This is a genomic window from Klebsiella sp. 141162, assembly GCF_050600755.1.
Lineage (GTDB): Bacteria > Pseudomonadota > Gammaproteobacteria > Enterobacterales > Enterobacteriaceae > Klebsiella > Klebsiella aerogenes.
Map to the genome: position 1 here is coordinate 756408 of NZ_JAQIRI010000001.1, position 13722 is coordinate 770129.

9 protein-coding genes and 1 pseudogene are annotated in these 13722 nt (G+C 49.4%); 6 read left to right on the forward strand and 4 right to left on the reverse strand.

Features of this window, described 5'->3' with window-relative positions:
• Nucleotides 1–276 precede the first annotated feature (276 nt).
• On the reverse strand, nucleotides 277–2253 hold the full coding sequence (locus PGR23_RS03555) for an alkyl/aryl-sulfatase (protein WP_430915604.1): 1977 nt from the start codon (nucleotides 2251–2253) through the stop codon (nucleotides 277–279).
• Between the two features lie 976 nt (nucleotides 2254–3229).
• On the opposite strand from PGR23_RS03555, the gene PGR23_RS03560 reads away from it, so the two are divergent.
• The gene (locus PGR23_RS03560) at nucleotides 3230–3922 is read left to right on the forward strand and encodes a hypothetical protein (RefSeq protein ID WP_142470324.1); all 693 of its coding nucleotides are present in this window, start codon (nucleotides 3230–3232) and stop codon (nucleotides 3920–3922) included.
• A 424-nt stretch (nucleotides 3923–4346) separates the two neighbouring features.
• Here the strand turns inward: PGR23_RS03560 and PGR23_RS03565 are convergent, their stop codons facing one another.
• On the reverse strand, nucleotides 4347–5189 hold the full coding sequence (locus PGR23_RS03565) for a TIR domain-containing protein (RefSeq protein WP_142470325.1): 843 nt from the start codon (nucleotides 5187–5189) through the stop codon (nucleotides 4347–4349).
• A 1031-nt stretch (nucleotides 5190–6220) separates the two neighbouring features.
• Here PGR23_RS03565 and PGR23_RS03570 point away from each other — a divergent pair.
• From PGR23_RS03570 to PGR23_RS03590, 5 genes and pseudogenes are all read left to right on the forward strand, one after another.
• Nucleotides 6221–7189 (forward strand): annotated as a pseudogene (locus PGR23_RS03570) (type VI secretion IcmF C-terminal domain-containing protein); the annotation flags it as partial.
• Between the two features lie 72 nt (nucleotides 7190–7261).
• Nucleotides 7262–9022 carry a type VI secretion system baseplate subunit TssF gene (tssF, locus tag PGR23_RS03575; protein WP_396279590.1) on the forward strand — a complete coding sequence of 587 codons (1761 nt, stop codon included), beginning with the start codon at nucleotides 7262–7264 and terminating at the stop codon, nucleotides 9020–9022.
• On the forward strand, nucleotides 8986–10071 hold the full coding sequence (gene tssG, locus PGR23_RS03580) for a type VI secretion system baseplate subunit TssG (RefSeq protein WP_396279591.1): 1086 nt from the start codon (nucleotides 8986–8988) through the stop codon (nucleotides 10069–10071). Before tssF ends, tssG begins: the two co-directional genes overlap by 37 nt.
• Nucleotides 10049–10588: a type VI secretion system lipoprotein TssJ gene (gene tssJ / locus PGR23_RS03585; RefSeq protein WP_348876458.1), complete on the forward strand. Its 540-nt coding sequence runs from the start codon at nucleotides 10049–10051 to the stop codon at nucleotides 10586–10588. The genes tssG and tssJ overlap by 23 nt, the downstream gene beginning before the upstream one ends.
• 49 nt (nucleotides 10589–10637) lie before the next feature.
• Nucleotides 10638–11375 carry a hypothetical protein gene (locus PGR23_RS03590; RefSeq protein WP_430915605.1) on the forward strand — a complete coding sequence of 246 codons (738 nt, stop codon included), beginning with the start codon at nucleotides 10638–10640 and terminating at the stop codon, nucleotides 11373–11375.
• A gap of 62 nt (nucleotides 11376–11437) precedes the next feature.
• Here the strand turns inward: PGR23_RS03590 and PGR23_RS03595 are convergent, their stop codons facing one another.
• Nucleotides 11438–12703, reverse strand: coding sequence for a Y-family DNA polymerase (locus PGR23_RS03595; protein ID WP_047066916.1), 1266 nt, complete (start codon nucleotides 12701–12703; stop codon nucleotides 11438–11440).
• A gap of 2 nt (nucleotides 12704–12705) precedes the next feature.
• Complete coding sequence (locus PGR23_RS03600; RefSeq protein WP_015705808.1) at nucleotides 12706–13125, reverse strand: translesion error-prone DNA polymerase V autoproteolytic subunit; 420 nt, start codon at nucleotides 13123–13125, stop codon at nucleotides 12706–12708.
• Between the last annotated feature and the right edge of the window lie 597 nt (nucleotides 13126–13722).

Below are 13722 nucleotides of genomic sequence, written 5' to 3' on the forward strand. Positions count from 1 at the left end.
ATGACCGCCATCCATTTCTCACCGCTAACTACTCTCTAACGTCCTGTAAATGAAGCAAAGCGCAATCCCACAACCACCGCATACCAAGTTCAACACTTAAATCAATACACAGCGAGAATTTTCGTTATGCGAACATTTCGTCAGGGTTGAATCCGTTCAGATTGCGTTCAAATTTAAACCTGAAGGGGTGGGAAAATAATGGGTATGCAAATCTTATGGCAAAAAAAGTCCAGACTTTATGTCTGGACTTAGATACCAATTTAGGCGTTAAATCAGTTATGGAGTAACGATATCGAACCAGAATTCGAACTTGTCCATATAGCCCAGCATTTCATTGAGCTTATCGGCGTTACCGGTGATTTTCGCGTCGCCGCTATCGACGGCCTGTTTCAGTGTCTCCTCTTTGAGGATGATCTTATTCAGGGTGGCGCGCTTGAGGGCGATAGTGGTATCGGCATCTTTCGCTTCCGCGTTGGCGGTATGGTTCAGTACGCCGTTTTCCAGCTCCAGCTTATACTTGCCGCCGTCGCTGCCGAGATCGATATTAAAGACCGATTTCGCGTTACCCGCTTTCTCGCCGTTGATGTGCACCGCCAGATAGTCGAAGAACATTTCTGGTGTCATTGCGCGCACGGTATCCGGGCTGGCGGTGTTCGGGGTAGGACCTTTCACCACGCCGTTACGCAGTTCCTGCGCGCCTGTCAGGTAGAAGTTACGCCACGGGCCGGATTCCGCCTGGTAGCCTAACTGCTCCAGCGCATCCGCTTCCAGATTACGCGCATCCTGGTTTTTCGGATCGGCGAAGACGATTTTGCTGACGACCTGGGCTACCCAGCGGTAGTTACCCTGGTCATAATCCTCTTTCGCTTTCTTCATGATGGCATCGGCGCCGCCCATGTAATCGACGAATTTCTTCGCCGCTTCTTCCGGCGGCAGTTCGTCGAGGGTGGCCGGGTTGCCGTCGAACCAGCCGAGATACAGCACGTAGGTGGCTTTCACGTCGTGGCTGACAGAGCCGTAATAACCGCGGTTAGCCCAGGTGTTGGCAAGGCTATCCGGTAGTTTGAATTTAGCGGCGATTTCATCGCGGGTCAGCCCTTCGTTAGCCATACGCAGAGTCTGGTCGTTAATGTAACGATACAGGTCACGCTGGCTCTTCAGCAGGTTGACTACGTTTTCGTTGCCCCAGGTCGGCCAGTGGTGCTGAGCCATAATAATCTCGGCCTTGTCGCCCCAGCGCACAATTGCTTCGTTGATGTACTTCGACCACGGTAGTGGTTCGCGGATTTTCGCGCCGCGCAGCGAATAGGTGTTGTGCAGGGTGTGTGTCACGTCTTCCGCGGATTCAATCAGTTTTTTCTCTTCAATGAACCACAGCATTTCCGACGGCGCTTCCGAACCTGGCGCCAGCATGAAGTCATAGGTCAGACCGTCAATGACTTCTTTCTGCCCGTCTTTTTCAATGATATTGGTTGGGGCAATCAGGGTAACGGTACCCGCCGATGTGGTGGTGCCAAGGCCGGCGCCGACCTGACCGGTAGCCGACGGTTTCAGCAGGTTGCCGTACATATAGCTGGCTCGGCGGCTCATCACGTTACCGGCCATAATGTTTTCCGCTACAGCCGCTTCCATAAAGCCGGCCGGCGCGTAGATTTTTACTTTGCCGGATTTCACATCCGCTTCATCAACCACGCCGCGCACGCCGCCGTAGTGGTCAACGTGGCTGTGGGTGTAGATAACGGCGACAACGGGTTTCTTACCGCGGTTTTTGTAATACAGATCCATGCCCACTTTTGCGGTTTCCGCTGATACCAGCGGGTCAACGACGGTAATGCCTTCTTTACCTTCGATGATGGTCATGTTGGAAAGGTCCAGATTTCGGATCTGGTAGACGCCGTCGGTCACCTCAAACAGGCCGCTGATGTTAATCAGCTGCGACTGCCGCCACAGGCTCGGGTTGACGGTGTCCGGGGCTTTTTCACCTTCTTTAATGAAAGAATACTGCTGCGGGTCCCACACGACGTTACCTTGTTCACCTTTAATCACTTCGGTCGGTAGTGCGGCAATAAAACCTTTATGAGCATTGGTAAAATCGGTGTTGTCGGAGAAGGGGAGTTGGTTATAGAGGGCGTCGTTGGCTTGTTTGGTGGCGGCGGTCGCTTCTTTTGCCACGACTTCCGCCCATGCAGACAAGCTAATCGATGATAGCAAGCCGGCAATGGCTAATCCTTTCACTACGGGGGTCAATTTCATAAATTCCTCATCGGATGTGACATCAAAATCATGTGATGGGTTAAGTGCATTTACATCTACAAATGAATATAACAAAAAATTTACATTCAGCAAGGGGAAGACATGAACATATTGATAATTATAGGCTTTTGGAAAATATAGATATACATTTGTTAGTTATGTGTATACTGATTTAAGTTCATTTCAGACTGTTTGAGGCGGTAAGACACAACTTTTCACTAATTAAATGTAGTCATAAACTCGTTTAATTCGAGGTTGGGTATATATTGAACAGTCGCATTTTTAGATGAACAAATAATGCTATTTCCAAAAATAAGGATGCGAATTTGAATCCGACAAGGTTCGGTTTTGGCACGCAACGGACAGGCTACGTGGTCATTGGGTCTGCTTTGAGCGAGGAGCGGACATTATGTCTCTGGCTCCGAGTCTTGCGATCTTAGTTTAGGTAAATTTGTTATTTCAAGGGTGCTACCCTTTGCTGTTTTATAACCCGTAGGAACCAGTTCAAGACCCTGCTCACAGAATGCAGGCAGGGCATAAAAAGAGATAATAGCAACAACCAGAGTTAGAATTATTTTGTTCATTGACGCCTGATCCTCTCAACGACGCTCATGATATAAGCGTAATGTATCAGAATCGACATGTCAGGTGAGATCTCATGACAAGATGGACTCACGTCCCCCTTCGTTGTGTTTCAGTGCAAAGGTTTAGAATCAGATTGAGTATTCAGAGTGGGATGTTGGATCGCCACCAACTTCAAAAGCCTTTTGTTAATACCGGAGGATTTTTCTTTAGCTACGTAAATGAAAAAGTCCCGATGGGTCGCCAGTGAGACTTTCTTCGTTACCCAAACCACAACGCAAACATAGAGTTATATATAAATCTTATTGTTGGAGTATCCGGTTCAAACATGTGCTACTACAATTACTGCACATAAAATTGTTAGATCGGCGTCTTTGCTACAGGAGATATCAGAATGGCGAATATGTTCAGTATGCATGGAATCCAGGCAGCCAATTTGTTGGCTGACCTGAGTGGGAAGAACTACAGATTTGATGGCCGTAACGAAGGGCTAATTAATGGACAGCAATACGAGTCTGAAACAAGAGGAGTGTTTGGTTCTGATGGGGTTCTCCGCTGCCAGTTCATTACCACACAATGCCCCTCAGGCTTCTCACCAAAACTTTTGTCACTTAGTAATGCAAGTACTAAATCCTCTAGCTTCGCAATATCTAAAAACAAGGCGGCTAGAAATTTTTTTTCTTTAGCAGGCGGGAATGGAATAATTCGCTCTGCACGTATCTACACCTTTCCTGACTACCCTGGAACTATCCTCACCCAAGTTGGAACAGCGACACTCTCGGAGCAAGGAATAAACTATCATACGTTTATTAATGGCTTTACAGACGGGATTCCTTTAGACGTAATAAGTATTGAACCGTACACACAATATTTTTCCCGTCAGGTAGACGGTGCACTTATTCTTACTGCAAATACCGAGCTGATGCTTTCTAATGGGAATAGTGTGAGAAGTCGAATTACTGGCCAGTTCACATTTGAAGGTATGCATGCTTATACGCACGATTTCTTGGTAACTTATGAGCCTACCTTTAGACAAACTGGTAATATAATTGATCTGGAAATGCCGGTATCGATGAGAACGCTTTAATAAAATATTTCATCGACCCAATAAAGTGGTACTTAAATTTTACATTGGACTGCTGAGTTTCGATAGGGATTAGCCTATCAGCTTATGCATAATTCCCAACTGCACTTTCTAGGTAGTTCATTTGAACAGAACTACGCTAGTATCTAAAATGCGGAAAAAGAAATAGAGATAGTAAAAAGGCGCATTGGCGGCCTTTTTATAACCATATTCAGCACGTCCGCTTCAGGCACAAAGCGGACTTTGCTGACTGAGCTGAAGGTCTTCTGTTAGCGATAAACGGAAGTTTATAACTATTCTTACCACCAAGGATAAGATAAAGTAATGATGAATAATTGAAACTATAATATAGATGAGCATTATTGATAATACAGCATAATGCTCATCAAATATTTATACGTTATTTAATTATAAATGAGGTGATTATTTACATAAATGCCTTAGAGTCAATGTTATATCCAGCAGCAATCAACTCTTTAGCCAAGTCAATCTTCCACGCACCTCGGGTATCTAAGTCAATGTATACGACTCCACTAATATCATTAGGTGCTTCAACACCTTCTACTAGCAAAGCAGAGACTCGGGATCTTCCTAAGCGACCAATAAAATAACCATGTTCAAATACCACGTTTTGTCTTGCTCTTGATTTGAGGTCAGGATTATCAACTTTCCTTGCCCCAATATCGCAGGGTGTATAGAGCACCACTGCATAACCGATATCGCTATTCGCTTCTATTTTCTCGATTATTGTATTGCTTGAACTGGCTTGCTCGTGCAATATGATAGGTTCTAGACCCGCTTTATCAAGAAACCTAGCCATTTCTGATTTAATCGCATTATCCTGACCATGTACCACGAAAACTTTCTTGTTATCAGCATGAATACTCAAAGGGGAAACTTCTTTTCCAGAAGTGGTTTCACTTTTTTCAGTGACCTCTTTGATTAACTCTCTGGTTATATCTGTGGTATAGCCATCGCCTGATATGACATCTTCAGCCGTAATAAACATAAAGACATTATCTGGGATATTATTGTTTGCTCTAGTAGTTAGTTCAGAAGAACTCTCATCTGATTTTTTAATTTTAAGCGAGCGAATGGTAGCAAACTTTAAATATGCACCATCAATGTAGACTTCTTTTTTTTGAGAGTATGGCTTTATTACTTCAGACTTAATTTCTTCTAAGTCCGTCCTATCACACTCTATTATTTTGATAAATCTTTTATTTGCGTCCCTGTCAATGGTCTCAACGATAATATGATAATAATTCATGATGAAAAATCCTTGTTCTTTCAAAAAAGATGGTAGGTGTAATACGCTTCATCTGTAGTTTTACTACAATGCTCTAAAGAAAACAATCATATGCGGATATACGGACAAACCTATACTATTCAGCACAAGTTAATCCTTTTCTGAAGACTGCGACGCAAGGTGACCAACGCCCCATAAATCAACATGGCTTGGCGTTAGTAACATCCGCTTCTGGCACGGAGCGGACTTTCAGATTATGTTTGGATCTGTGACTTTAGAGTGTCAGATCAGGTCTAAGAGACAACAAATAATGCCATTTAATGACATGCTACCACCCAGTAACCATATGCAAGAGTTACTAGGTGTAATGTGTGAAGGCTTAGGATGGTTTAACTATTTAACAAATCTGCGCCTGGATAATTTGCGCGATAGTTGATTACATCAAATGATCAGCGCATCGAGAAAACCAGCCTCAATAGTAGCTTTAACTATTAAGACAAGAAATATCCATAAAAAGAAAAACTTAAGCATCATTGACATTGCTGTGTGTTCCTACGCAGTAATGGCTATAATTCGAATCTGGTTGTAGTTCAAGCAAATAACTAGATATCTCATTTATCCAGACTTTTTTTTGATATTAAACTCAGTGAATGCTCAATCAGAAGCCAGATGGAATAACCCAAGGCCGAAATGCCAAAGGTAAAAACAAGAATAAGAAGATCAATTTTTGACATGATTGCCCATCCGGCCATGGAAGACATAAGGGAAAATAGTACATAACTTGCCTCTATGCAACATAATCACTAAGCATTATCAAATTTACATGCATGCCGACGCTGGGATCCCCGTAACCGTATGCAACAGTTACCGGGAGGGCGACGGCTGGTTTTGAACAAAAATATAGTTAGTTCACTAAAAACCTTTTCTCCAAAACTCATATATAACCTCTTGAAATTATAAGAGGTTATATATTGTTAATCTTTAACGTAAGCAAGTCTCAAAAAGCAGTATAACCATTTGATTTATATTGCTTAATGTCTATTTTAAGTTGCCTTTGGCTCCAGCAGGTGGCAAACGCCCCCGACCCGCAGGCGATGATGCAGCAGCTGGCGCAGACCGTGTTCCAGGGCAAAAGCGTCGACCTGACCGACACCCAGGAATACGGCAGTCTGGTGGCGGCCAGCCTCGGCGAAGAGTGGAGCGGTTTTGGCCAGACCATGTTCGTCCAGCCGCTGACGCAGGCCTGGGAGACGGTGCTGCAGCCATCGGCGGCCAGCCTCAACGAGGCGTGGCAGCGTTCTGTGGTCGCCAACTGGCATTCGGCTTTTGACGGCCGCTATCCGTTTGCCGCGGGTAAAAACGATGTCTCGCTACCGATGCTGGCGGCATTTATCCGCCGCGACAGCGGGCGGATCGATCGGTTTCTCACCAGCCAGTTGGGTGGCGTGCTCAACCGCGAGGGCAGCCGCTGGGTGGCCGATAGCACGCACAGTCAGGGGCTGACGTTTAACCCGGCCTTCCTGAAGGCGATTAATCAACTGAGTTCCTTGTCCGACATCCTGTTTACCGACGGCAGCCAGGGGATGGGGTTTGAACTACGGGGGGTGGCGACGCCGGGTATTGTTGAAACGCAGCTCACCCTCGACGGCCAGAATATGCACTACTTTAACCAGCTTGCCGAATGGAAAAGTTTCCGCTGGCCGGGGACGTTCAACAAACCCGGCGCGATGCTGACCTGGAGCTCAACGGCGGCGGGCGCCCGGCTATTGGCGAACGACAGCGGCCCGTGGGGCACGCTGCGTATGCTGGAGAGAATGAAGCGCCAGCAGATCGGCGATGGGCTGTTTCGCCTGACGGTCAATACGCCGGATAGCCGGCAACTGCAGTGGTTACTGCGTACGGAACTCGGCGATGGCCCGCTGGCGTTGCTGAAACTGCGAAACTTCACGTTGCCGACACAGATTTTCATCGTGGAGGCCCCCCGAGCAGAACCGTTTGCCGACGGTGACGTAGAGGAATAAGGGCCGACATTCACTCTGCAAGCGCTGCTTTACAAGCAGCGAGTTTTCTAATTCTGACATCTGAGATATTCCATGGACGATTTAACTCTGCGTTATTTTGACGCTGAAATGCGCTATCTGCGCGAGGCTGGCGAGGAGTTTGCCCGCGCCCATCCCGATCGCGCCGCGGCGTTAAACCTCGATAAAGCCGGCGCCCGCGATCCCTATGTTGAGCGGCTGTTTGAGGGCTTTGCTTTCCTGATGGGGCGGCTGCGCGAAAAGCTCGACGACGACCTGCCGGAGCTGACCGGCGGGCTGGTGAGTATGATCTGGCCGCATTATCTACGTACCATTCCGTCGCTGGCGATGGTGGAGTTCAGCATCGACTGGCGGGAGATGAAAGAGCCACAGCGGCTGGAGAAGGGGACGGAGGTGATCTCCCGGCCTATCGGCGAGACGGGCACCCGCTGCCGTTACACCACGACCCAGCCGCTAACCTTACAGCCGCTCGCGCTCTCCCGCGCCAGTATCAGGACGCTGGCGGATGGCCGCCAGGCGATTTGTCTGCGTTTTGATTGTGGCGAGCTGGTTGACTGGAGCACGCTCGACCTGCGCCGTATCCCGCTATACCTGAATGCCGATGCGCCGCTGGCCTGCGCGCTGCATGAAGCGCTGACCCTGAACGTGGCGCACATCGGCATACGTCTGGCGGGGGAGGCCGATAGCAGGCCGCTGGCGGCCCATTTTGCCGTCTGCGGGTTTGCCAACGATGAGGCGCTGCTGCCTCAAAGCGGCGGGTTCAGCGGCTACCAGTTGCTGCTGGAGTATTTCAGCTTTCGTGAAAAATTTATGTCGGTCGCGCTGTGCGGGCTGGAGAATATGACGTTTCCTGATGCGCCGGGATGGTTTGAGATAGACGTGGTGCTGGATAAATCGTGGCCGCAGGAATACGCGTTGTCAGAGAAACATCTGCGCTTACACTGCACCCCGGTTATTAACCTGTTCCCGCTGGAGTCGGACCCGCTGCATCTGGATTCACTACAAAGTGAGTATCTGCTGCGCCCCATGCGCGTCCAGGATGGACACACCGAAATCTATTCGGTGGAGTCCGTCACCTCTTCTCACCTTTCCGGCACCCAGGCGTATGTGCCGTTTACCAGTTTTCGCCACAAAGGCGGCATGTTGCGCCATGATGCGCCGGAATATTATTACCACACGCGCGTTAAACGTGGCCCGTCCGGGCTACATGATACCTGGCTGACGCTGGGCGGCGAGGCGTTTGACCAGCATCGCGTGCCGCAGAATGAAACCCTGTCATTGAGCCTGATCGGCACCAACGGCCAGCTGCCGCGCCGGGCGCTGCAAAGCACGCTGCTGGACACGGTGGTCAAATCCACGACGTCGCGCCTCCAGGTGCGTAATCTCACCGCGCCGACGTTGCCGTGTTATCCACCGGATCGCGACCGTTTTCACTGGCGGGTGTTGAGTCATCTCGGCAGCAGCTTCCTGTGGATGATGGATAACGCCGAGGTGTTGCGCGGCGCGCTGGCGTTGTATGACTGGACGGATAACGAAATGAACCGCCGTCGCCTGCAGGCGATCGTCGACGTGAGCCACTGTGAGGTGGAACGTTTTGCCGAGGGGCATTTTCTACGCGGCGTGCAGATAGAAGTGACGCTCGACGGTAACGGCTTCGCCGGGCACGGCGACATCTGTCTGTTTGGCGAGATGCTCAACCGCTTCTTTGCCCTGTATACCGACATCCACCTGTTTAATCGTCTGATTCTGATTCTGCAACCTACCGGAGAGCGTCTCGAATGGCAGGAGAACCACAAACGCCGCATTCCCGGCTGAGCCCGCGGCTTGAGCGGGATATTCAGCGCATCAACTTTTACCGCTTCTGTCAGCTACTGGAAAAATCGCGACCTGGCGCGCCGGCATTAGGCAGCACGCTGAACCCGGCGGATGATCCGATACGCTTTCGCCCGCATCCGGGGATGGGTTTTCCGGTCAGCGAGCTCAAAGCGGTGGAGTATGATGAGGTGCATCCCGACGCGCCGCCGACGCTGCGCACCACCTTTATGGGGCTATACGGTGTCGATTCGCCGTTGCCTACCGCCTGGCTGGATGATATTGCGCAGCAAAGAGAAGGGCATGAGGCGCAGGAAGCATTTCTCGATATTTTCAACCACCGCATTCTGAGCCAGTTTTATCGCATCTGGCGCAAATACTCGTATCCGGCAACCTTTGAAGACGGCGGTCGCGACCGTACTTCGCAGAGCCTGCTGGGGCTGATCGGGCTGGGCATTCCCGGCACCGCGCAGCATATTGCCGCGCCGGTATCTCGCTTTCTGGCATTACTCAGCGTGATGCGCCTGCCCGCGCGCACTGAAGAGGGGATTCAGGCGCTGGTACGATTGTTGGCGCCCCATACGCGGGCGGAAGCGTCGCCGCACTGCCCACGGACGGTGTGCCCGGCGCAGCCGCTGGGTTTTTACGGCGATAACGATTTCCTGCTTGATGGCTATACGGTACTGGGCGATGAAACTAGCGAGATTGCCAGCCAGTTGCTGATCGCGCTGTATACCGATGATATCGCCGAAGCCGCAGGCTGGATGCCGGAAGGGCAAATCTATGCGGACTTTCTGGTTCTGCTGCGGGTTTATCTCGGCTGGCGCTATAAGGCCAAAATCACCTTAACGCTTCCCACGCCGCTGTTACCCGCGCCGGTGCTCGGCGAAACGCCGTTTATGCTCGGTATCACCGGCGTTCTGGGCATCGAGGGGGACGCGGTTCCGCCGGATTTACCGGCCACGTTTACCACGGAACTGGGCGGCTACCGCGGCATGCCGCTTGCACCATTATCACAAGGAAACCAACGTGTTGCATATCACTTCACTTAAACTATCCGCACTGATTATTTTGCCGTTCATGCTGGCGGGCTGCGGGCTAACACAGAAAATCAGCGACGGCGCCTCATCCGCCGTAAAGTCAGTATTTTATCGCCAGGTGAAAACGCTGCGTCTGGATTTTAGCGCGCGCAATGCGTTAAACACTGATAACCGCGAGGATAACAGCGCCTCCCAGCCGGTAATGGTGCGGGTCTATGTGCTGAAAGATCGCAAGACCTTCGATAAGACGGTGTACCAGCAACTGGCGGCGGAAGGAGAGGACATTTTAAAAGACGACCAACTGGCCAGCCGCGGCCTGGTGCTCAAACCGGGAACGGCGATGAGTCTCACCATGCCGCTGGATGAACAGGCGCAGTATGTCGCCGTGGTGGCGCTGTTCCGGGCGCCGGATCTGACGAAAAACGACTGGAAGCTGGTGCTTGCCCGTGAGGATCTTGACCCGGACCGCGCGCGCGTCATTGAGGCCAGCCATCATCAACTTGTTCTGCAACCGCAGAAGGACAAGTGAGAAACGCGCTGCGCAATTTTTATTTTCAATAAATAATGTCAAGGATATCATGATGGATAAAAGAGAAACTGAAGTTCATGTACTGGAACTTTCCCGGCCATTACTACATAAAATTTATGGCGGATACAGCATTGATAAAAGTCAGATTGACCGACCGGATGCTGCAATTTATGTTAAAAAACCGCACAGGGCATTTTGTAAATCACGAGTTCCATTTAGGGTAGGAATCGAAATTACTACTTGCGATAAGTGTGGTGATCTTGGCTATTTAAAGGATGATAAATTTGGCAAAGATAAGGTCGATAACCAAATTAATGATTTTATTCATGGGATAGATAGTAAAACCCCAAATAAAAAGGTCGATGTTAAAATTCCTGTTGATTATATATATGAGGGGGTTGTCAGAAAGAATAGCAAGTTCAATGACTACGTCTGCGCCGGGGTATTTAAAGAGGTTGTGCTTATCTGTTTTAGTGAAGTAATAGGAACTGACAATGTTATTTTCAAAAATGGGCTGCGACAATGGTCTGAATACTTAATATCTAAGTCTAATTCTATGTTTGATAAGGTTATTTTTGTTGATCTCTTGGGGGGGAGACCTGTCTGTATTTATGATAAACAGAATCCACATTTGATTCAGCCATTACCTTATGCTTATGAAAATAGTTCGATTACCGTGATGCAAAGCCCAATGTTACGCTTTGAACAACAAAATAATTTAAATGAAATTTATGCTAACGAACCATTGATTGCAAAAAGAATCGACAAACCGCGGTCGAAAAAATAAACAACAACATTTTGCCATGATGGCCAAACCTGATTTTATTTAAGGTTTGGCCTGTTGGGGAATCATTTAACCGTGGGCAGATCGCTATATCGGGTGGTGTATCGCGGGGAGAGCATTTCCCGCTTCATCTGCCACGGTTGCTGGATACCCTGGCCGGCGAAGTAAAGCGTCCCACGTCCGTCTTCTGCATTCAGGCGGTCCAGCACCTCCATCAATTTTTGGCTGTTTTTTCGCGGCGCATTTTCGTCAAACAGATTAAGTTGCGCGACGCCCTGGCTATAAAAATCGCCCAGCATTACCCCGGCTTTCTGATACCGGCAGCCACTTTGCCAGATGGCATCCAGACAACGCGTCGCGGCGGCGATAATATCTCTGCTGTCCTGCGTTGGGGTAAGCAGGGCCACCGAGGCATTATTGGCGTAATACCGTTCGTCAGGCGCGAAGGGTGAGGTTTTTACAAAGACGGAGATAAACCGGCAGTATTGATGTTCCTGACGAAGTTTCTCTGCTGCCCGGGAGGCGTAACTACAGATGGCCTGGCGCATTTCTTCGTACTCGGTGATGCGATGGCCGAACGAACGGGAGCAGACGATCTCTTGCTTTACCGGGGCAAACTCTTCCAGCTCGAGGCAGGGCTCGCCGCGTAATTCACGGACGGTTCTTTCCAGTACGACATTAAAGTGTTTTCTGATAAATCGAATATCCGTGTCAGCCAGCTGCAATACCGTCCGGATCCCCATCGCTTCAAGCTTCTTCGCAATGCGTCGACCCACTCCCCAAACCTCTTCCACCGGTAGCGCCGCCATCAATTTTCTTTGCCGCTCCGCATTCGACAGGTCAACCACGCCTCCTGTCTGCTGTTGCCAGCGTTTTGCCGCATGATTCGCCAGTTTAGCCAGCGTTTTTGTCTGGGCTATACCGACGCCTACCGTCAGGTGCGTGCGTTGCCGCACCGTGGCTCTGAGCTCATGTCCAAACTCGGTAAGAACGCGGCAGTTACGCACGCCGGTAAGATCGCAAAAAACTTCATCAATGGAGTATTTTTCGCAGCGAGGCGACATCTCTTCAAGCGTCGTCATTACCCGGTTGGACATATCGGCGTAGAGTTCATAGTTGCTACTAAAGCAAACCACGCCATGATGTCTGAAGATATCTTTTTGTTTAAAGTACGGTTCACCCATTTTCACAAACGGTTTGGCTTCCGCAGAACGTGAAATCACACAACCGTCATTATTGGACAAAACGACCACCGGGCGGCCGCGTAAGTCCGGGCGAAAGACGGTTTCACAGGAAGCATAGAACGAGTTCACATCACACAGGGCAAACACGATCAGCCCGCCGATTTCACGATGTAGGTCACCACGCCAAAAATTTCCAGACACTCTTCACTGCCTGGCATAATCGGCTGATAGGCGGGATTGTCAGGTTTGAGCATGACAACAGGATGTAACTGGAGGCGCTTAACCGTGAATTCTCCATCCACTGCGGCAATAACGATGCTGCCATGGACGGCCTTGCGGGAGCTATCCACCACCAGTAAATCACCATCGCCAATGCCAGCGCCAATCATTGAGTCACCGCTTGATTTCACAAAGTAGGTGGCGCCTGGATGCTGAATCAGCAGTTCATTCAAGTCGATACGCCGCTCAACATAATCCTGTGCGGGGCTAGGAAAACCGCAGGGAACAAGGTCGCTGAACAGCGGTAATGCCACGATCTGGCGTAGTTCGGTTAGTGTGAAAAACTGCATGATGATCACCGATTATTTTTACTGTATGTATATACAGTATTGTAGATCGGTGGCAGAGATCAAGAGGGGCGTACCTTATCAAAACCTGCGCCAGCGCCCGGCTGGCGGGGGTTTTATGTCTGAAGCCGGTTGATAAACAATAGATTACCTCATCGCTAATATTAACGACTTCGCCGTTTAGCTGGCGAAAATAGCGCGGCGATTTTATGTAAAAAGAATCTGAATATGACTGGGTAAAGGATCTGATATTAACGAGACCGGGATGTCTGCGCGATTAACGCGCTGGGATTGCTCACCGGCCGACCGTATGCAAGAGCTGGCCGGTGAGCAAATGGCTGTGATGGCAGTTCGCAGCCGCGGTTATTTTAAAGCGTCCGCGCAGGTTTAAACATATTTCTTCGCGCCAGGAGGCTATTTTCAGACTTACCTCATTACCGTTGCTAATAAGTCAAACCACTAATTAACGCCTGTTAAGAAAGCTCCACTACTAATAATGACGGTATAAAGATGAACAAAAGCACAGAGTTGAATAATTAAGAGTATTCCTGGGGGAATTATCGGGCAGAGAGATGACTTCTGATAAATATTCAGGATAAT

Excerpts from the sequence above, each read along its gene's own strand:
- PGR23_RS03555 (WP_430915604.1), bottom strand. The coding sequence starts at position 2,253 with ATGAAATTGACCCCCGTAGTGAAAGGATTAGCCATTGCCGGCTTGCTA.
- PGR23_RS03560 (WP_142470324.1), top strand. The coding sequence starts at position 3,230 with ATGGCGAATATGTTCAGTATGCATGGAATCCAGGCAGCCAATTTGTTG.
- PGR23_RS03565 (WP_142470325.1), bottom strand. The coding sequence starts at position 5,189 with ATGAATTATTATCATATTATCGTTGAGACCATTGACAGGGACGCAAAT.
- tssF (WP_396279590.1), top strand. The coding sequence starts at position 7,262 with ATGGACGATTTAACTCTGCGTTATTTTGACGCTGAAATGCGCTATCTG.
- tssG (WP_396279591.1), top strand. The coding sequence starts at position 8,986 with ATGGCAGGAGAACCACAAACGCCGCATTCCCGGCTGAGCCCGCGGCTT.
- PGR23_RS03590 (WP_430915605.1), top strand. The coding sequence starts at position 10,638 with ATGATGGATAAAAGAGAAACTGAAGTTCATGTACTGGAACTTTCCCGG.
- PGR23_RS03600 (WP_015705808.1), bottom strand. The coding sequence starts at position 13,125 with ATGCAGTTTTTCACACTAACCGAACTACGCCAGATCGTGGCATTACCG.